This window comes from Streptomyces incanus (genome assembly GCF_042656345.1).
Classification (GTDB): domain Bacteria; phylum Actinomycetota; class Actinomycetes; order Streptomycetales; family Streptomycetaceae; genus Streptomyces; species Streptomyces incanus.
In genome coordinates this window covers 116103-133592 of record NZ_JBHSPC010000011.1, presented here as the reverse complement: position 1 = coordinate 133592, position 17490 = coordinate 116103, and the positions used below count along the sequence as shown (strand labels likewise).

Below are 17490 nucleotides of genomic sequence, written 5' to 3'. Positions count from 1 at the left end.
CCTGGTCGGCCGGGTGGAGAGGTCGCCCGGCTGCCGGGGGGCAGGGTGGGCGGCGTCAGGAAGCAGGGTGAGGGGATTCGGGGGTGGCGGTGGTGGCCTACGCTGTTCGGGTGACGACCTCGGAGGGTGAGCAGGGCAGCGGCGGCGCCGGTGCGGAGCAGGCGGCGGCCGGCGGTGGTGCGCAGCGGCCCGAGGCGCGGTTGGAGCAGGCTGTGCGGGCCGCGGAGCAGGCGCTGATCGAGTTCGAGATCGCGGTGGACACCTTCCGCATCGAGGTCGAGAACTTCTCCCGGCTGCACGAGCAGCGGCTCGGCCCCGTGTACGCCCGCCTCGAGGAGCTGGACGCCCGCATCCTGGAGGCCAAGGCCGCCCGCAGCGGTGATCCCGAGGACCGTCGGCTGGCCGACGACGCGCGCTCCCGGCTGCAGCCGATCCCCGGTGTGGAGGAACTGCTGGGTGGCTGGATGGACGGCAACGGTCTCTTCCCGGAGGCCGCGGCCATGCTCACCGACCAGCCCGTCCGGCCTCCGGAGCGGGTGCGGCCCAGCGAGGAGGCCCGCAAGCTCTACCGCGACCTCGCCCGCAAGGCGCACCCGGACCTGGCGCAGGAGGAGGCGGAACGCCACCGTCGCGAGGAGTTCATCACCCGCGTCAACGCCTCCTACGCCCGCGGCAGCGAGGCCGAGCTGCGGGAGCTCGCCGCGGAATGGGCGGCGGGCCCGAAGCTGAAGGAGCAGGCCCCGAGCGCCGGCGACGAGCTCTATGCCCGGCTCGAATGGCTCGCCCAGCGCAAGGAACTGCTCACGCTGGTCGCGAAGGAGCTCGGGGAGGGCGCCATCGGCTCGATGCTCCGGCTGGCCCCGGACGACCCGGACCGTCTCCTGGAGGAGATCGCCGAGCAGTTGCGTGCCCAGGTGGCCGAGCGTGAGGCGGAGCTGGCGGCCCTGGAGGCCCTGGAGGGCTGAGTTCCGGTCCGGTGGACGTGAGTCCCGGGCCGTGGTTTCCGGTAGCGTCGGGGGCATGAGTTTTGCGACTGGGGTGCCCACGGTCGGGGTCTCGGACCTCAAGGACGGCGACTTCCTGCTGGACGTCCGCGAAAGCGACGAGTGGACGTCCGGTCATGCCGAAGGGGCGCTGCACATTCCGATCAGTGAGTTCGTCGCCCGTTACGGCGAGCTGACCGAGGCGGCTCCGCAGGACGGCCGGGTGCATGTGATCTGCCGTTCCGGCGGGCGTTCGGCCCAGGTCACGATGTATCTGGTCCAGCAGGGCATCGACGCCGTGAACGTGGACGGCGGTATGCAGGTCTGGGAGTCCGCCGGGCGCCCGGTCGTCACCGATGACGGACAGCCCGGACACGTTCTGTAGGAATCGGAAGGGCGGCGGCGGCCATCACGCGCGGCCGCTCCTTCGGCCCAGTACGGCGGGCTCGGCCCAGGGGACGCGTCACCGGCAGATCTCTCTCCCCCGGCCCGGTGCTTCCTCGTGTGCTGCCACCGGGCCGAGCGAGAGGTCCAGGTGCTTGGTGGCGAGGGCGGGGCCGGGGTCGCACCGTGTCCCCGGTGCCGGTGCCGGCGTCCGTCAGCGGTCGAAGTCCAGTTCCACCCTCTCCGTCACCGGATGCGACTGGCAGGCCAGTACGTAGCCCGCGTCGGTCTCCTCCGACTCCAGCGCGAAGTTGCGGTCCATCCGCACCTCGCCCGAGACGAGGAAGGCGCGGCACGTTCCGCACACCCCGCCCTTGCAGGCGTAGGGGGCGTCGGGGCGGTTGCGCAGCACCGTCTCCAGCAGGGACTCGCCGGCCTGGACGGGCCAGGTGCCGCCGCGTCCGTCGAGCAGGGCGGTGACCGTGCTGTGGACGGGGGCCGGCGTCGTGGGGGCGGCCGGTGCGCCGGTGTCCACGTGGAAGATCTCCTCGTGGATGCGGGAGCGCGCCACACCCAGGCCGCGCAGGGCCCGTTCGGCCCCCTCGACCAGCCCGTACGGGCCGCACAGGAACCAGCCGTCCACCTGTCCCACGGGCAGCAGGGCCGGCAGCAGGGCGGCGAGCCGCTCCTCGTCGAGCCGTCCGGAGGGCAGCCCCGCCTGCTGCTCCTCCCGCGAGAGCACCGGCACCAGCTGGAACCGGTCGGGGTAGCGGTCCTTCAGGTCGGCGACCTCCTCCAGGAACATCGTCGAGGCGGCTGTCCGGTCACTGCGGATCAGGCAGAACCGGGCCCCGGGCTCGCGCTCCAAAAGGGTCGAGACGATGGAGAGCACCGGGGTGATGCCGCTCCCGCCGACGATCGCCGCGTACCGGCCGGGCGCGGGCAAGAGGGTGAACCGGCCCGCCGGGACCATCACCTCCAGCTCGTCCCCGACGCCGACCTCCTTCAGGGCGTACGTCGAGAAGGCGCCGCCCTCGACCAGTCGCACCCCCACCCGCAGCGTGCCGGGCCCCGCGCCGTCGGGGGCCGGGGAGCAGATCGAGTAGGTGCGCCGGATGTCCTCGCCGTCGGCCCTGCGCCGCAGGGCCAGATGCTGGCCGGGTGCGTAGCGGTACTCCTCGCGCAGGTCCGGCGGGACGGTGAGGGTGAGGGCGACGGAGTCGTCGGTGAGCCGGTCGACGGCGGCCACCCGGAGCCGGTGGAAGCGCGCCATCACAACTCCTTGAAGTGGTCGAACGGTTCACGGCAGGCCAGGCACCGGCGCAGCGCCTTGCACGCGGTGGACGAGAAACGGCTGAGCAACTCGGTGTCGGCGGAGCCGCAGTGCGGGCACCGCACGGGCTCCGGCGTGGGCTCGTCCGCTCCGCCCGCCCGTGGGTCGCGGGCGCGGGTCGGCCCGAGAGCCACCGCGACCGCACCGGACGCCGGCCGTACGCGCGGCGGGGCGATGCCGAACTCCCGGAGCTTGCGCCGCCCTTCGTCGGTGATGTCGTCGGTCGACCAGGCGGGCGCGAGCACTCTGCGGACGGTGACCTCGCGCACCCCGTGATCGCGCAGCACCCGCGCTATGTCCGCCGACATCGCCTCGACGGCCGGGCACCCCGTGTACGTGGGGGTCAGTTCGACCTCGACGGTGTCCGCCCCGTGCGCGTGCACCGCGCGCACCACGCCCAGTTCGCGCAGGGTCAGCACGGGCAGTTCGGGGTCGGGCACCGAACCGGCCAGTTCCAGCAGTTCCGCCTCCAGCGGGGTGGTGGCCGCCGGGGTCACCATGTCGCCCCCGGGTGACTGCGGTGCAGGTGCTGCATCTCGGCGAGCATGTGGCCGAAGGACTCGGTGTGCAGCCCTTGGCGCCCGGCACCGGCCGCCCACGCACCCGTACGCGGGCTTTCGGGCACGGTGAGCGTGGCCCGGCGCAGTATCTGTGTGATCCGCTCCAGCCAGGCCGTCTCCAGGGCCGGCCAGTCGACGCCGAGGCCCTCGACCGGCTGGAACATCTCGCCGGTGTACCGCCACAGCGCGTCCACGGCCCGCTGCATCCGGGTGTGGCCTGTGTCGGTGCCGTCGCCGAGCCGCAGGGTCCATTGCTCGGCGTGGTCGCGGTGGTAGGCGACCTCCTTGACGGCCTTGCCGGCCAGCGGTGCCAGCGGGCCGCCCCCGGCGGCGAGTTCCGTGTGCAGGAGGTGCTGGTAGGTGGAGAAGTACAGCTGGCGGGCGATGGTGTGGGCGAAGTCGCCGTTCGGCTGCTCGACCAGCTGGAGGTTGCGGAAGGCGCGCTCCTCGCGGAGGAACGCCAGCTCGTCCTCGTCGCCCGCCAGCGACAGCAGGACGCGGGCCTGGCCCAGCAGGTCCAGCGCGATGTTGGCGAGGGCGACCTCCTCCTCCAGCACCGGGGCGTGGCCGGCCCATTCGCCCAGGCGGTGGGAGAGCACCAGGGCGTCGTCGCCGAGGGCGAGCGCGGCCGCCGTGAGGACGGTGTCCTGGGCGGGTGTCGTCGTCACAGGTGCCGCACCCCCTCGGGGATCTCGTAGAACGTCGGGTGCCGGTAGGGCTTGTCGGCGGCCGGTTCGAAGAACGGGTCCTTCTCGTCGGGCGAGGACGCGGTGATCGCGGACGAGGGAACGACCCAGATCGAGACGCCCTCGCCGCGCCGGGTGTACAGATCGCGGGCATTGCGCAGGGCCAGCTCCGCGTCCGGGGCGTGCAGGCTGCCGGCGTGGGTGTGGGACAGTCCCCGGCGCGAGCGCACGAAGACCTCCCACAGGGGCCAGTCGATGTCGGTCATGCGCGGATCGCTCCTGTCTCGCCGGTCGTGTGCTTGGCCGTGTAGGCGACTGCCGACTCCCTGACCCAGGCGCCCTCCTCGTGGGCGCGCCTGCGCCGGGTCAGCCGCTCCTCGTTGCACGGGCCGTTGCCCTTGAGGACGTCGCGGAACTCCGCCCAGTCGATCGGGCCGAAGTCGTGGTGTCCCCGTTCCTCGTTCCACCGCAGGTCCGGGTCGGGGAGGGTGAGGCCGAGCGACTCGGCCTGGGGGACGCAGATGTCGACGAAGCGCCGGCGCAGCTCGTCGTTGGAATGCCGCTTGATCTTCCAGGCCATCGACTGCGCGGAGTGCTGGGACTCGTCATCGGGCGGGCCGAACATCATCAGCGACGGCCACCACCAGCGGTCCACCGCGTCCTGGGCCATCGCGTGCTGCTCGGGGGTGCCGCGGCTCAGGGCCAGCAGTAGCTCGTAGCCCTGGCGCTGGTGGAAGGACTCCTCCTTGCAGATGCGCACCATCGCGCGCGCGTACGGGCCGTACGAGCAACGGCACAGGGGCACCTGGTTGGTGATCGCGGCGCCATCCACCAGCCAGCCGATCGCACCGACGTCGGCCCAGGTCAGCGTGGGGTAATTGAAGATCGACGAGTACTTCTGACGGCCGGAGTGCAGCTTGTCCAGCAGCTCGTCGCGCCCCGTGCCGAGGGTTTCGGCGGCGCTGTAGAGATACAGGCCGTGTCCGGCCTCGTCCTGCACCTTGGCCATCAGGATCGCCTTGCGGCGCAACGAGGGCGCGCGGGTGATCCAGTTGGCCTCCGGCTGCATGCCGATGATCTCGGAGTGGGCGTGCTGCGCGATCTGCCGGACGAGTGTGGCGCGGTAGGCGTCGGGCATCCAGTCGCGCGGTTCGATCCGCTCGTCGGCGGCCACGGCCGCGTCGAAGGCGCGCTCGTACTCCGTGCTGCTGCCTGCGCCGACGCTGTCGACTGCTGTCGCCATGAGGTCCCCCTCGACCTGGGCTCTTCTCGACCTGGGCTCTTCTCGGGTTCTCCCCGGAACACGCTCCCGACCGATCGTTCGGTTCGTGCGATTCCATGGTGAGACGGGGGCCGCGAGGTGTCAACAGTTGTGGATAACCTGCGGGGGGCGGGAGCGTCCCGGCGGGGCGGGCCCGCCTGTGGGCAACCGGGCCGGCCGTGGATGTGGTGACGGCCACGGAATGTGCGGACCGCTGGATCTGTGCCGCGATGGCCGGTGCTGAGTACCGTTCCCGTGCGACGCTGCGAAGCGGTGTGCGGGCGGCACGTCGTTCTCGCACGCCGGACGGCGGCGGCGATCGACCGGGATTGGCGATCGACCGGGATTCGGGCCGGGACCGTGGGCACCGGGACTGTGGGGACGGGGCGGGATGGACGCGTACGACGAGGGCTCGCACGCCCGGCACGGGCGGACCGGGCCGGGCGTGCCGAGCGACCCTGCCCCGACCTCCTTCCCGCCCGCTCCCGCACCGGTGCCCGCCGGCCAGGACGATTCCCGGCCCTCGGACGCCCCTCCGGCCCCGGACGCGGATCCCCCACCTCCTGAGCCCCGTACCGGCGTGGCCGCCCTCTCCCTCCGCCATCGGATCGCCGCCGCCGTGGCGTTCGGGATCGTCGCCGCCGTCGTCTGTGTGCACATAGGCATGACGTTCCTCCACGTCGCGCCCGCGAACACGGTCTCCAAGGGGCACGCCGAGGCGATCGAGGACTGGATCTACCCGGAGTTCGAGCAGAACTGGAAACTGTTCGCGCCGAACCCGTTGCAGCAGAACATCTCCGTCCAGGTCCGCGCCGAGGTCCTGACGCCGGACGGGGGAGTGCGGACCACCGGCTGGTACGACCTGTCCGCCGAGGACGGCCGGGCCATCGACGGCAACCTCCTGCCCAGCCACACCCAGCAGAACGAGCTGCGCCGCGCCTGGGACTTCTTCGTCGCCACGCACGACGGCGAGGACCGGCCGGTGGGGATGCGCGGCACGCTGGCCGAGTCGTATCTGCGCCGGATCATGGTGATGCGTCTCGACCGGTCGGAGGCGGCCGGGCCGGGCGGTGTCGTCGACCGGATCCAGGTCCGCTCCCGCACGGCCGACGTGCCGCCGCCGGAGTGGAGCGAGGAGGAGGTCTCCACGAAGCTGGTGTACCGCACGCTGCCCTGGTGGCCGGTGCCGGAGGACGAGGCCCGGGGAGGCATCGGGTGAACCGCTTCCTGCTCAAGGTCTCCGGCGCCGCCGCGCGGGTCACCGATTCCGCCCTCGGCCCCCATCAGACCGCGGTGATCCGGATCGGCTTCAGCGCGACCTGGCTGCTGTTCCTGCTGCGTGAGTTCCCCCACCGCCAGGAGCTGTACGGGCCCGACGGCCCGTGGGACTGGGACCTCGCCGATCAGCTCGTCGGGTCCAACGGCTCCTTCACCGCGCTGCTGTGGTCGGACGGCCAGGGCTGGTTCGAGGCCCTCTACCTGCTCGTGGTGGTGTGGAGCGTCCTGCTGCTGCTGGGCTGGCGCACCCGCACCATGTCGGTGCTGTTCATGGTGGGCGTGCTGTCGCTGCAGAACCGCAGCGTCTTCATGGGCGACGGCGGCGACAACGTGCTGCACCTGATGTCGGTCTACCTCGTGTTCACGCGCTGCGGCCAGGTGTGGTCCCTGGACGCGAGGCGCGCCCGGCGCACGGACGAGGCACGCGCGCGTGGAGAGCGGCCGCAGGACCGGACGGGCCCCGCGCTGTGGGGGGTGCTGGGCTTCCTGCTGCTCTTGGCGACCCTGGCCGGCCGGATGGACGGCGACTGGTTCGTCCCGGCGCTGCTGTGGGCCGTATGGTCGGCGCAGGCGCTGTGGTGGCTGGTGGGGCGCTACGCAAAGACCCCGCAGCCGCGCGGCCTGCTGGATGTCGTCGCCAACATCGTGCACAACGGCGCCCTGCTGGTGATCATGGCCGAGGCCTGTCTGATCTACGCCACGGCCGGCTGGTACAAGATCCAGGGCTCCCGCTGGCAGGACGGCACCGCGGTGCACTATCCGCTGCACCTGGAGTACTTCTCCCCCTGGCCGGCCCTCGGCGACCTGCTGACCGCCAGCGGCACCCTGGTGATGCTGGTGACCTACGGGACGGTCGTCGTACAGGTCGCCTTCCCGTTCACCCTGTTCAACCGGCGGGTCAAGAACGTGCTCCTGGCGCTCATGATCACCGAGCACGCGGTGATCGCCGTCGCCCTGGGGCTGCCCTTCTTCTCCCTGGCGATGATCGCGGCCGACGCGGTCTTCCTGCCGACGTCGTTCCTGCGCCGCCTGGGCAACGCCTTCGGGCGCGCCTGCGCGTGGGTACGCACTCGGATACTCCGTGTCCTGCCGCCGCGCACGCGCGCGGTCGGTGCGCCGGTGCCCGTACCCAGGACGGGGAGTCCGGGAGAGCCGGTGGACCACGTAGCGCAGGTGGAGCAGGTGGATCAGATGGATCACGTGGACAGGGAGGAGCAGGCCGGTCAGGGGCCGGCCGCCCCCATGCCCGGGAAAGCACCCGGCACGCGCCCGTAGGCTGCACGTCATGGCCGCCCCCCAACGCGACACCGGTCCCGACAACGACACCGGTCCCGACAACGACACCGGTCCCGACAACGACACCGGTCCCGACAACGACACCGGTCCCGACAACGACACCGGTCCCGACAGCGACTCCGTGCCCCCTGAGGCCCCCGCCCAGGACACCGCCCCCGCGACCCGCTGGCACCGGCACAGCGGTGGTGCGGTTCTGCTCGACGGCTTCCACGCCCTCAAGCACGCCGTGCGCTTCGGGGCCGAGGTCGAGGTGGCGGTGACCGCGGACCGGGCCGCCGCGCTCGCCCTCGCCGACGAGCTGGCCCCGGATGTCCGGGAGGCGCTGGCGGCGCTGCTGGCTGAGGTGCCGTACGAGACGTACGCCTCGCTCGTCCCGCGCCCGCATCCCACCGCCGTCGCCGCCCTCGCCGTACGGCCCTCCCGCGCGGGCAACCTGGCCAGGCTGGCGCAGACCCCGCGCACCGCGCCCGTGGTGGTCCTGGACCAGCCGCGCAACCTGGGCAACGCGGGTGCCGTGATCCGGCTGGCCGCCGGTTTCGGGGCGACCGGGGTCGTCACCACCGGCACCCTCGACCCCTGGCATCCCACGGTCGTGCGCGGCGGGGCCGGGCTGCACTTCGCGACCGCCGTGGAACGGCTGGCCGTCGACGAACTGCCCGCCGGCCCGGTGTTCGCACTCGACCCGGAGGGCCAGGACATCCGCACGCTGAAACTGCCGGACGACGCGCTGCTCGCCTTCGGCTCGGAACGCAGCGGGCTCTCGCCCGAGCTGCGCGCGCGTGCCGACCATCTGGTGGCGCTGCCGATGCGCCCCCAGGTCTCCAGCTACAACCTCGCGACCAGTGTGGCCATGACGCTGTACCACTGGAGCGCCACCGGGGGCGCACCCGCCTGAGCGCCTCCCGCGCCGGCCGGGCCTACGCCTCCCGGCGCACCTCGATCACCCGGAAGCGGTTGGCCACGAACGCGGCGTCGGTGAGGGCCGCGTTGGCCGCCGGGTTGCCGCCGGAGCCGTGGAAGTCGGAAAAGGCGGCCGTCTGGTTGACGTACACCCCGCCGGTGAGGTTGAGGGAGAGCTGGGCGGCCTCCTCCAGGCAGACCTCCCGCACCTCCTCCTCGAACTCCGGGGAGGTCGTGTACGCGCCGACGGTCATCGCGCCCTTCTCGCGGACGGTGCGTCGCAGCAGCTCAGCCGCGTCGGACGCCGAGTCGACGGCGACGGCGAAGGAGACCGGTCCGAAGCACTCGCTCATGTAGGCGGCCTCGGCGTCCGGCTTCGCACCGTCCAGCTTCACGATCACCGGCGTACGGACCACCGCGTCCGGGAACTCCGGGTGGGCGATCTCGCGGGAGGCGAGGGCGACCTCACCCAGACCGGCGGCGGCCTCCAGTCGAGCCTTGACGCCGGGGTTGACGAGCGCGCCGAGCAGGCCGCCTGCGCGCGCGTCGTCGCCGAGCAGACCGTCGACCGCACGTGCCAGGTCGGCGACGACCTCGTCGAAGGACTTGGGGCCCTGGTCGGTGGTGATGCCGTCGCGCGGGATCAGCAGGTTCTGCGGGGTGGTGCACATCTGGCCGCTGTAGAGCGACAGGGAGAACGCCAGGTTGGCGAGCATGCCCTTGTAGTCGCCGGCCGATTCCACGATCACCGTGTTGACGCCGGCCTTCTCCGTGTACACCTGCGCCTGGCGGGCGTTGGCCTCCAGCCAGTCGCCGAACTCCGTGGAGCCGGTGTAGTCGACGATCCGGATCTCCGGACGCGTGGCCAGGGGCTTGGCGATGCCCTCGCCGGGCCGCTCGGCGGCCAGCGCCACCAGGTTCGGGTCGAAGCCGGCCTCGGTGAGCACCTGGCGCGCGACCTGGACGGTGAGCGCGAGCGGCAGCACCGCGCGGGGGTGCGGCTTGACCAGGACCGCGTTGCCGGTGGCGAGGGAGGCGAACAGGCCCGGATAGCCGTTCCACGTCGGGAAGGTGTTGCAGCCGATGACCAGGCCGATGCCGCGCGGGACCGGGGTGAACCGCTTGGTCAGCGCCAGCGGGTCGCGCTTGCCCTGCGGCTTGGTCCATTCCGCGGTGTCGGGGGTGCGCACCTGCTCGGCGTACGCGTACGCCACCGCCTCCAGGCCGCGGTCCTGCGCGTGCGGGCCGCCGGCCTGGAACGCCATCATGAACGCCTGGCCGGAGGTGTGCATGACCGCGTGGGCGAACTCGAGCGTCCGGTCGCTGATCCGCTTGAGGATCTCCAGGCAGACCACCGCGCGGGTCTCGGCGCCCGCGTCCCGCCAGGCCCGCATCCCGGCCCGCATGGCGGGCAGCAGCGCGTCGAGGTCCGCGTGCGGATAGCTGACGCCCAGTTCGACGCCGTACGGGGAGGTCTCGCCGCCCACCCAGTCGTCGGTGCCGGGCTGGCCGAGGTCGAGGCGGGTGCCGAGCAGCGCGTCGAAGGCGGCCTTGCCCGCCGGGAGATCCAGGCTGCCGTTCTCCCCGTAGGCCTTGGGGTGCTCGGGGTGCGGGGACCAGTACGCGCGCGTGCGGATCGCTTCCAGCGCCCGGTCCAGGGTGGGCCGGTGCTGGGTGGTCAGCTGCTGCGCGGTGAGTTCGGCGGCCATCGGGGACCAACTCCTCGTCGAGTTCGGGGACCGGGCAAAGCCTTGGGCAGGAGGTGGGGGGCGGGGACATCGGAAGCCGACGGTGCCGGACGGCGGGGACGGCTTCCGGTGCCGGAGGGAAGGGCGTCGGAGGCAAGGGATGTCGGAAGTCGGGCGTTCGGAGTTAGAGTAACCGAACGATCGGTCGGGACAAGGGGGTCCGCCGCATCTGTGGACAAGCCCGTGCGGGAGGATCGCGCACATGACAGCACTCGACCTCAGCAGCCCCGTGGCCGTCGTCGGCACCGGCACCATGGGCCAGGGCATCGCCCAGGTCGCACTGGTCGCGGGTCATCCCGTGCGGCTGTACGACGCCGCCCCCGGCCGGGCCCGGGAAGCGGCCGAGGGGATCGTGGCCCGGCTCGACCGGCTCGTGGCGAAGGAGCGGCTCACCGCCGCCGACCGGGACGCGGCCCGCGCCCGTCTGCTGCCCGCCGACGACCTCGCCGCACTCGCCGACTGCGCCCTGGTCGTCGAGGCCGTCCTGGAGCGCCTGGACGTCAAGCAGGAGCTGTTCCGCGCGCTGGAGAACGTCGTCTCCGACGACTGCCTGCTCGCCACCAACACGTCCTCCCTGTCGGTCACCGCCATCGGCGGCGCCCTGCGCGTCCCCGGCCGCTTCGTGGGCCTGCACTTCTTCAACCCGGCGCCGCTGCTGCCGCTCGTCGAGGTCGTCTCCGGGTTCGCCACCGACGTCACCTGCGCCACGCGCGCGTACGAGACGGCCCGCGCCTGGGGCAAGACGCCGGTCGCCTGCGCCGACACCCCCGGCTTCATCGTCAACCGCATCGCCAGGCCCTTCTACGCCGAGGCCTTCACGGTGTACGAGTCCCAGGGGGCCGATCCGGCCACCGTCGACGCGGTGCTGCGCGAGTCCGGCGGCTTCCGCATGGGCGCCTTCGAACTGACCGACCTCATCGGGCAGGACGTCAACGAGTCCGTCACCCAATCGGTGTGGCAGTCCTTCTTCCAGGACGTGCGCTTCACACCGTCCCTGGTCCAGCGCCGGCTGGTCGAGTCCGGCCGTCTCGGCCGCAAGAGCGGCCGGGGCTGGTACGACTACGCGGACGGCGCCGAGCGCCCCGAGCCGCACACCGCGGAGCGGGCCGGGCCACCCGCGTACGTGGTCGCCGAGGGCGATCTGGGGCCTGCCTCGGACCTGCTCGCCCTGATCCGCGAGGCCGGAATCCAGGTCCGCACGGAGGACGAGGACAACGGCACCCGCCTGGTGCTGCCCAGTGGCGGCCAGCTGGCGCTCGCCGACGGCCAGACCTCCGTGGAGTACCGCGACGTCGTCTACTTCGACCTCTCGCCGGACTACCGCGGGGCCACGCGCATCGCCCTGTCCCACTCCCGGACCACCTCCGCGCGGACCGTCGCCGAGGCCACCGGACTGTTCCAGGCGCTCGGAAAGAAGGTCAGCGTCATCGAGGACGTCCCCGGCATGATCGTCGCGCGCACGGTGGCGCGGATCATCGATCTGGCGCATGACGCCGTCGCCAAGGGCGTGGCCACCGAGGAGGACGTCGACACCGCGATGCGCCTGGGCGTCAACTATCCCCTCGGGCCCTTCGAGTGGAGCCGCCGCCTGGGCAGCGGATGGGCCGGCTCGCTCCTGGAGGACCTGCACGAGCGCGATCAGTCCGGCCGCTACGCGCCGTCCCTCGCGCTCTACCGGTACGCGTGCGCCACCGAGAAGCGGGAGGACACCCCATGACCACCGCCAGGCGCGACACGTACACCCCGGAGTCCCTGCTCTCCGTCGCCGTCCAGGTGTTCAACGAACGTGGCTACGACGGCACCTCCATGGAGCACCTCTCCAAGGCCGCCGGCATCTCCAAGTCGTCGATATACCACCACGTGGCGGGCAAGGAGGAGCTGCTGCGGCGCGCGGTGAGCCGGGCGCTGGACGGGCTCTTCGGCATCCTCGACGAGGAGCACGCGCGCGTGGGGCGTGCCGCCGAGCGCCTGGAGTACGTCGTACGGCGCATGGTCGAGGTCCTGATCGCGGAGCTGCCGTACGTGACGCTGCTGCTGCGCGTGCGCGGCAACACGGGCACCGAGCGGTGGGCCCTGGAGCGGCGGCGCGAGTTCGACCACCGGGTGGCGGCACTGCTGAAGGCCGCGGCGGCGGACGGGGACGTGCGCGGCGACATAGAGGTGCGCCTGGTGACCCGGCTGGTCTTCGGGATGATCAACTCGATCGTCGAGTGGTACCGGCCGGACGGACGCGGCATGAGCGAGCGCGAGGTGACGGACGCGGTGGTCCAGCTGGCCTTCGGCGGGCTGCGCGAGGCGTCCTAGGGTCTTTCGTCCGGGTCGGACCGGGTCAGGGAGCGGGGTCCGGTGCCGGGGGCACCGCCCTGGGGACCGACGACAACGCGGCGAGGCGCGGTGCCGGGGCCCGCGAGCCCGGCCTGGATCCACACGAGAGGCCCTGGCTCCAGGGCCGGCCGGCGCGGTCCTCGCAGGGGCAGTTCCGCGTGGGGCAGTTCCGCGTGGGGCTGTCCGGGAGCGGTCCCGGGCTTGTCCGGCGGTTCACCCCTGTGGTTCCAGGTCCTCCTCCTCGAACACCAGCAGGGTGCGCGTGCTGAGCACTTCGGGGATCGCCTGGAGCCGGGTCAGCACCAGCTCGCGCAACGCCCGGTTGTCCGGGGTGTGCACCAGGAGCAGCACGTCGAAGTCGCCGCCCACCAGGGCGATGTGGGAGGCGCCGGGGAGCTGCCGCAGCTGCTCGCGGACCGTGCGCCAGGTGTTCTGGACGATCTTCAGTGTGATGTACGCGGAGGTGCCGTGACCGGCCCGTTCGTGATCGACGCGGGCGCCGAAGCCGCGGATGACGCCGTCCTCCGCGAGCCGGTTGATCCGGGCGTAGGCGTTCGCGCGGGAGACATGGACCCGGTCGGCGACGGACCGGACGGACGCGCGGCCGTCCGCCTGGAGCATGCGCAGGATGTCCTGGTCTATGGCGTCCAGGGGGCGCGCGGGCGGCAACGGCCCGCTCTCTTCCGGACTCTCGGCCATTTGTTCAGACGACACCCGGCCCCGCCTCTCCGCCATGGACGTACTGCGTCCATCTCAGGCTGTGGAGAACCGTTTGTCCACAGCCTGGTGCCACCCGTAGCCAAAATGTGCCGGCGACCGAACAATCGGTTGGTGGGGCGCGTCACAGACGCCGCGCCTCTTCAAGCCGCTCCCACGAGGAGGTGCCGTCATGACGGTCATGGAGCAGCGGGGCGCGTACCGGCCGACCCCGCCGCCCGCCTGGCAGCCACGTACCGACCCCGCGCCGTTGCTGCCCGACCCGGAGCCGTACCGCGTGCTCGGCACCGGGCGGGCCGACGCGGCCGACCCGGAGTTGTTGCGCCGGCTGTACGCGGAGCTGGTGAAGGGCCGCCGTTACAACGCGCAGGCCACCGCGCTCACCAAGCAGGGCCGTCTCGCGGTCTACCCCTCCAGCACCGGTCAGGAGGCCTGTGAGGTCGCCGCCGCGCTGGTCCTGAAAGAGCAGGACTGGCTCTTCCCGAGCTATCGCGACACGCTCGCCGTCGTCGCGCGCGGGGTGGACCCCGTCGAGACCCTCACCCTCCTGCGTGGTGACTGGCATACCGGCTACGACCCCTACGAGCACCGGGTCGCGCCGCTGAGCACGCCGCTCGCCACCCAGTTGCCGCATGCCGTCGGACTCGCGCACGCCGCCCGCCTCAAGGGCGACGACGTGGTCGCGCTGGCGATGGTCGGCGACGGCGGGACCAGCGAGGGCGACTTCCACGAGGCACTGAACTTCGCCGCCGTGTGGCGGGCGCCGGTCGTCTTCCTCGTCCAGAACAACGGCTTCGCGATCTCCGTCCCGCTCGCCAAGCAGACCGCGGCCCCGTCGCTGGCCCACAAGGCCGTCGGCTACGGGATGCCCGGCCGCCTGGTCGACGGCAACGACGCGGCCGCCGTGCACGAGGTCCTGGCCGACGCCGTGCGCCACGCGCGCGCGGGCGGCGGCCCGACCCTGGTCGAGGCGATCACCTACCGCGTGGAGGCCCACACCAACGCCGACGACGCGACCCGCTACCGGGGCGAGGCCGAGGTGGAGACCTGGAAGGAGCACGACCCCGTCGCGCTCCTCGAACAGGAACTGACCCGGCGCGGTCTGCTCGACGACGACCGCGTCGCCGCCGTCCGCCAGGACGCCGAGACCATGGCCGCCGACCTGCGAGCGCGCATGAACCAGGACCCGGTACTCGACCCCATGGACCTGTTCGCCCACGTCTACGCCGAGCCCACCTCCCAGCTGCTGGAACAGCGGGAGCAGCTGAGGGCCGAGCTTGCGGCGGAGGTCGAGGCCGAGGCCGGACCCGCACCCGAGTCGGGGAGGACGCAGAGATGACCACCGTCGCCGCCAAACCGGCCACCATGGCGCAGGCGCTCACGCGCGCGCTGCGCGACGCGATGGCCGCGGACCCGTCGGTGCACGTCATGGGTGAGGACGTCGGCGCCCTCGGCGGTGTCTTCCGCATCACCGACGGACTCGCCGAGGAGTTCGGCGAGGACCGCTGCACGGACACCCCGCTGGCCGAGGCAGGCATCCTCGGAACGGCCGTCGGCATGGCGATGTACGGGCTGCGGCCGGTCGTGGAGATGCAGTTCGACGCGTTCGCCTACCCGGCGTTCGAGCAGTTGGCGTCGCACGTCGCCAGGATGCGCAATCGCACGCGTGGGACGATGCCCCTGCCGCTCACCATCCGCATCCCCTACGGCGGTGGCATCGGCGGCGTCGAGCATCACAGCGACTCCTCCGAGGCGTACTACATGGCGACTCCCGGGCTCCATGTCGTCACGCCCGCGACCGTCCCGGACGCCTATGGGCTGCTGCGTGCCGCCATCGCCTCCGACGACCCGGTCGTCCTCCTCGAACCCAAGCGTCTGTACTGGTCGAAGGACTCCTGGAACCCGGAGCGGCCGACGCTCGTTGAACCCTTGGGCCGTGCGGTGGTGCGGCGCTCCGGCCGGAGCGCCACGCTCATCACGTACGGGCCGTCCGTTCCCGTCTGCATGGAGGCGGCCGAGGCGGCCCGTGCCGAGGGCTGGGACCTGGAGGTCGTCGACCTGCGCTCGCTGGTGCCGTTCGACGACGAGACGGTGTGCGCCTCGGTGCGGCGGACGGGACGCGCGGTCGTCGTCCATGAGTCGGGCGGATTCGGCGGTCCCGGCGGCGAGATCGTGGCCCGGGTCACGGAGCGCTGCTTCCATCACCTGGAGGCGCCGGTGCTGCGTGTGGCAGGGTTCGATCTCCCGTATCCGCCGCCGATGCTGGAGCGTCACCACCTGCCCGGCGTCGACCGGATCCTGGATGCCGTGGGGCGTCTGCAGTGGGAGGTCGAAAGCTGATGGCACAGGTGCTGGAGTTCAAGCTCCCCGACCTCGGTGAGGGGCTCACCGGGGCGGAGATCGTGCGCTGGCTGGTCGAGGTCGGCGAGGTCGTCGCCGTCGACCAGCCGGTCGTCGAGGTCGAGACGGCCAAGGCCATGGTGGACGTGCCCTGCCCCTACGGGGGCGTGGTCACCGCCCGCTTCGGCGAGGAGGGAGCCGAGGTGCCGGTGGGCGCCCCGCTGATCACGGTCGCGGTGGACGGCCCGGCCGACGACGACGGCCGTCCGGCGGGGGAGCCGCGTCCCGCAACGGATGTCTCCCGTGCCGACAGCTCCCGTGCCGGCAGTTCGCGTGCGGAGGGCCCACGCTCGGAGGGCTCCGGCAATGTGCTGGTCGGTTACGGCACTTCGGAGGCGCCGGCCCGGCGTCGCAGGGTCCGGCCGGGACAGCCGGCGCAGAGCGCGTCGGCCACGCCCGCCACGCCCGCTGAGCCCACTGAGCCCACGACGAACGGTTGGGCCGCCGCCGCCGATGACGACGGACGGGCACCCGCTGCCCGGCAGGCCCGTACCGCCGGGGCGGTGGACGGGCCGGTTCCCGTGATCTCGCCCCTGGTGCGCCGGCTGGCCCGGCAGAACGGCCTGGACCTGCGGGAGATGGCTGGTTCCGGGCCCGAGGGGCTGATCCTGAGGGCGGACGTGGAGTACGCGCTCCGGGCCGCCGGAACGCAGGCCGGCAAGGGCCGGACGCCCACCGCCGAGCCGCACCCGCGCGTGCCGCAGACACCGGCACAGACCGCGGCACAGGCACAGACCGTGCCGCGGACACCGGCACAGGAGCAGGTGCAGGCGCACATACCGACCGTCGGTGCCCCGGAGGCCACCCGCATCCCCCTCAAGGGCATCCGCGGTGTCATGGCCGACAAGCTCTCCCGCAGCCGTACCGAGATCCCCGACGCGACCTGCTGGGTGGACGCCGACGCGACCGAGCTGATGCGGGCGCGGGACGCCATGAGGCGCTTCGCCGAGGAGCGCCCCCAGAGCCCCGTGGCCGGCGGGCCGAAGATCTCCGTGCTCGCCCTGCTGGCCCGGATCTGCACCGCCGCGCTGGCTCGCTTCCCCGAGCTCAACTCCTCCGTGGACATGGCGGCCAGGGAGGTCGTCCAGCACACGGCCGTGCATCTCGGCTTCGCCGCGCAGACCGAGCGCGGGCTCGTCGTCCCTGTCGTACGGGACGCGCACACGCGCAACGCGGAATCGCTGACGGCGGAGTTCGCCCGGCTGACCGAGGCGGCCCGCACGGGAACACTGACGCCGGCGGAACTCACGGGCGGCACGTTCACGTTGAACAACTACGGCGTCTTCGGCGTCGACGGTTCCACCCCGATCATCAACCATCCCGAGGCGGCCATGCTCGGCGTCGGCCGCATCGTCCCCAAGCCCTGGGTGCACGAGGGCGAGTTGGCGGTGAGGCAGGTCGTGCAGCTCTCGCTCACCTTCGACCACCGGGTCTGTGACGGCGGCACGGCAGGCGGCTTCCTGCGGTACGTGGCGGACTGCGTGGAACAACCGGCGGTGCTGCTGCGGACGCTGTGACGTCCTGTTCTCCCTGTTCTCCCTGTCCGTGTTGTCCGTGCTCTCCGTGCCCCCGCGTTCCCCGTGCTCGCGGGGGCACGCATACTCGGGGGGTGACCGAGT

The 17490-nt window shown here is 72.4% G+C and carries 17 protein-coding genes; 10 read left to right on the top strand and 7 right to left on the bottom strand.

The genetic code is table 11. The annotated features are described in order from the left end of the window. Positions 1 to 110 precede the first annotated feature (110 nt). Together ACFP2V_RS03425 and ACFP2V_RS03420 are read left to right on the top strand one after the other, a co-directional pair. Positions 111 to 965: a hypothetical protein gene (locus ACFP2V_RS03425; protein ID WP_381205086.1), complete on the top strand. Its 855-nt coding sequence runs from the start codon at positions 111 to 113 to the stop codon at positions 963 to 965. Positions 966 to 1038: 73 nt separating this feature from the next. Continuing rightward, positions 1039 to 1368, top strand: coding sequence for a rhodanese-like domain-containing protein (locus ACFP2V_RS03420; protein WP_381205143.1), 330 nt, complete (start codon positions 1039 to 1041; stop codon positions 1366 to 1368). 213 nt (positions 1369 to 1581) lie between these two features. Here the strand turns inward: ACFP2V_RS03420 and ACFP2V_RS03415 are convergent, their stop codons facing one another. Genes ACFP2V_RS03415 through paaA form a run of 5 tightly spaced genes read right to left on the bottom strand, consistent with a single transcriptional unit; the run spans position 1582 to position 5189 of the window. Next, entirely contained in the window at positions 1582 to 2640 is a 1059-nt protein-coding gene (locus tag ACFP2V_RS03415) for a 2Fe-2S iron-sulfur cluster-binding protein (RefSeq protein WP_381205083.1), read from the bottom strand. Then, positions 2640 to 3200 carry a 1,2-phenylacetyl-CoA epoxidase subunit PaaD gene (gene paaD, locus ACFP2V_RS03410; protein WP_381205078.1) on the bottom strand — a complete coding sequence of 187 codons (561 nt, stop codon included), beginning with the start codon at positions 3198 to 3200 and terminating at the stop codon, positions 2640 to 2642. Before paaD ends, ACFP2V_RS03415 begins: the two co-directional genes overlap by 1 nt. After that, the gene (gene paaC, locus ACFP2V_RS03405) at positions 3194 to 3928 is read right to left on the bottom strand and encodes a 1,2-phenylacetyl-CoA epoxidase subunit PaaC (protein WP_381205075.1); all 735 of its coding nucleotides are present in this window, start codon (positions 3926 to 3928) and stop codon (positions 3194 to 3196) included. Before paaC ends, paaD begins: the two co-directional genes overlap by 7 nt. Next, complete coding sequence (paaB, locus tag ACFP2V_RS03400) at positions 3925 to 4212, bottom strand: 1,2-phenylacetyl-CoA epoxidase subunit PaaB (protein WP_381205072.1); 288 nt, start codon at positions 4210 to 4212, stop codon at positions 3925 to 3927. Before paaB ends, paaC begins: the two co-directional genes overlap by 4 nt. Then, on the bottom strand, positions 4209 to 5189 hold the full coding sequence (gene paaA / locus ACFP2V_RS03395; protein WP_381205069.1) for a 1,2-phenylacetyl-CoA epoxidase subunit PaaA: 981 nt from the start codon (positions 5187 to 5189) through the stop codon (positions 4209 to 4211). Before paaA ends, paaB begins: the two co-directional genes overlap by 4 nt. Before the next feature lie 409 nt (positions 5190 to 5598). Between paaA and ACFP2V_RS03390 the strand changes: the two genes are divergently transcribed. Genes ACFP2V_RS03390 through ACFP2V_RS03380 form a run of 3 tightly spaced genes read left to right on the top strand, consistent with a single transcriptional unit; the run spans position 5599 to position 8676 of the window. Further along, positions 5599 to 6426, top strand: a complete 828-nt coding sequence (locus ACFP2V_RS03390) for a DUF5819 family protein (protein WP_381205065.1) — start codon at positions 5599 to 5601, stop codon at positions 6424 to 6426. Further along, positions 6423 to 7760: an HTTM domain-containing protein gene (locus ACFP2V_RS03385; protein WP_381205062.1), complete on the top strand. Its 1338-nt coding sequence runs from the start codon at positions 6423 to 6425 to the stop codon at positions 7758 to 7760. Before ACFP2V_RS03390 ends, ACFP2V_RS03385 begins: the two co-directional genes overlap by 4 nt. A gap of 10 nt (positions 7761 to 7770) precedes the next feature. Beyond that, positions 7771 to 8676, top strand: a complete 906-nt coding sequence (locus tag ACFP2V_RS03380; RefSeq protein WP_381205058.1) for a TrmH family RNA methyltransferase — start codon at positions 7771 to 7773, stop codon at positions 8674 to 8676. A 22-nt stretch (positions 8677 to 8698) separates the two neighbouring features. On the opposite strand, the gene paaN is transcribed toward ACFP2V_RS03380, so the two are convergent. Beyond that, entirely contained in the window at positions 8699 to 10390 is a 1692-nt protein-coding gene (gene paaN, locus ACFP2V_RS03375; protein ID WP_381205054.1) for a phenylacetic acid degradation protein PaaN, read from the bottom strand. Between the two features lie 241 nt (positions 10391 to 10631). Here paaN and ACFP2V_RS03370 point away from each other — a divergent pair, with 241 nt between their 5' ends. Both ACFP2V_RS03370 and ACFP2V_RS03365 read left to right on the top strand, forming a co-directional pair. After that, positions 10632 to 12146, top strand: coding sequence for a 3-hydroxyacyl-CoA dehydrogenase (locus tag ACFP2V_RS03370; RefSeq protein ID WP_381205051.1), 1515 nt, complete (start codon positions 10632 to 10634; stop codon positions 12144 to 12146). Continuing rightward, positions 12143 to 12733: a TetR/AcrR family transcriptional regulator gene (locus ACFP2V_RS03365; RefSeq protein ID WP_381205048.1), complete on the top strand. Its 591-nt coding sequence runs from the start codon at positions 12143 to 12145 to the stop codon at positions 12731 to 12733. The genes ACFP2V_RS03370 and ACFP2V_RS03365 overlap by 4 nt, the downstream gene beginning before the upstream one ends. Positions 12734 to 12967: 234 nt before the next feature. Here ACFP2V_RS03365 and ACFP2V_RS03360 read toward each other — a convergent pair whose 3' ends face one another. Beyond that, positions 12968 to 13453, bottom strand: coding sequence for an Lrp/AsnC family transcriptional regulator (locus ACFP2V_RS03360; protein ID WP_381205045.1), 486 nt, complete (start codon positions 13451 to 13453; stop codon positions 12968 to 12970). Positions 13454 to 13643: 190 nt separating this feature from the next. Here ACFP2V_RS03360 and pdhA point away from each other — a divergent pair, with 190 nt between their 5' ends. From pdhA to ACFP2V_RS03345, 3 genes are read left to right on the top strand one after another with little or no spacing between them, the layout of a single operon-like run. Continuing rightward, on the top strand, positions 13644 to 14810 hold the full coding sequence (gene pdhA / locus ACFP2V_RS03355; protein WP_381205042.1) for a pyruvate dehydrogenase (acetyl-transferring) E1 component subunit alpha: 1167 nt from the start codon (positions 13644 to 13646) through the stop codon (positions 14808 to 14810). Continuing rightward, the gene (locus tag ACFP2V_RS03350) at positions 14807 to 15811 is read left to right on the top strand and encodes an alpha-ketoacid dehydrogenase subunit beta (protein ID WP_381205039.1); all 1005 of its coding nucleotides are present in this window, start codon (positions 14807 to 14809) and stop codon (positions 15809 to 15811) included. Before pdhA ends, ACFP2V_RS03350 begins: the two co-directional genes overlap by 4 nt. Next, positions 15811 to 17388: a dihydrolipoamide acetyltransferase family protein gene (locus tag ACFP2V_RS03345; RefSeq protein WP_381205036.1), complete on the top strand. Its 1578-nt coding sequence runs from the start codon at positions 15811 to 15813 to the stop codon at positions 17386 to 17388. The genes ACFP2V_RS03350 and ACFP2V_RS03345 overlap by 1 nt, the downstream gene beginning before the upstream one ends. The last annotated feature ends 102 nt before the right edge of the window (positions 17389 to 17490 follow it).

Excerpts from the sequence above, each read along its gene's own strand:
- pdhA (WP_381205042.1), top strand. The coding sequence starts at position 13,644 with ATGACGGTCATGGAGCAGCGGGGCGCGTACCGGCCGACCCCGCCGCCC.
- paaD (WP_381205078.1), bottom strand. The coding sequence starts at position 3,200 with ATGGTGACCCCGGCGGCCACCACCCCGCTGGAGGCGGAACTGCTGGAA.
- ACFP2V_RS03365 (WP_381205048.1), top strand. The coding sequence starts at position 12,143 with ATGACCACCGCCAGGCGCGACACGTACACCCCGGAGTCCCTGCTCTCC.
- paaB (WP_381205072.1), bottom strand. The coding sequence starts at position 4,212 with ATGACCGACATCGACTGGCCCCTGTGGGAGGTCTTCGTGCGCTCGCGC.
- ACFP2V_RS03380 (WP_381205058.1), top strand. The coding sequence starts at position 7,771 with ATGGCCGCCCCCCAACGCGACACCGGTCCCGACAACGACACCGGTCCC.
- ACFP2V_RS03360 (WP_381205045.1), bottom strand. The coding sequence starts at position 13,453 with ATGGCCGAGAGTCCGGAAGAGAGCGGGCCGTTGCCGCCCGCGCGCCCC.
- paaA (WP_381205069.1), bottom strand. The coding sequence starts at position 5,189 with ATGGCGACAGCAGTCGACAGCGTCGGCGCAGGCAGCAGCACGGAGTAC.
- ACFP2V_RS03350 (WP_381205039.1), top strand. The coding sequence starts at position 14,807 with ATGACCACCGTCGCCGCCAAACCGGCCACCATGGCGCAGGCGCTCACG.
- paaN (WP_381205054.1), bottom strand. The coding sequence starts at position 10,390 with ATGGCCGCCGAACTCACCGCGCAGCAGCTGACCACCCAGCACCGGCCC.
- ACFP2V_RS03390 (WP_381205065.1), top strand. The coding sequence starts at position 5,599 with ATGGACGCGTACGACGAGGGCTCGCACGCCCGGCACGGGCGGACCGGG.
- ACFP2V_RS03415 (WP_381205083.1), bottom strand. The coding sequence starts at position 2,640 with ATGGCGCGCTTCCACCGGCTCCGGGTGGCCGCCGTCGACCGGCTCACC.
- ACFP2V_RS03370 (WP_381205051.1), top strand. The coding sequence starts at position 10,632 with ATGACAGCACTCGACCTCAGCAGCCCCGTGGCCGTCGTCGGCACCGGC.
- ACFP2V_RS03345 (WP_381205036.1), top strand. The coding sequence starts at position 15,811 with ATGGCACAGGTGCTGGAGTTCAAGCTCCCCGACCTCGGTGAGGGGCTC.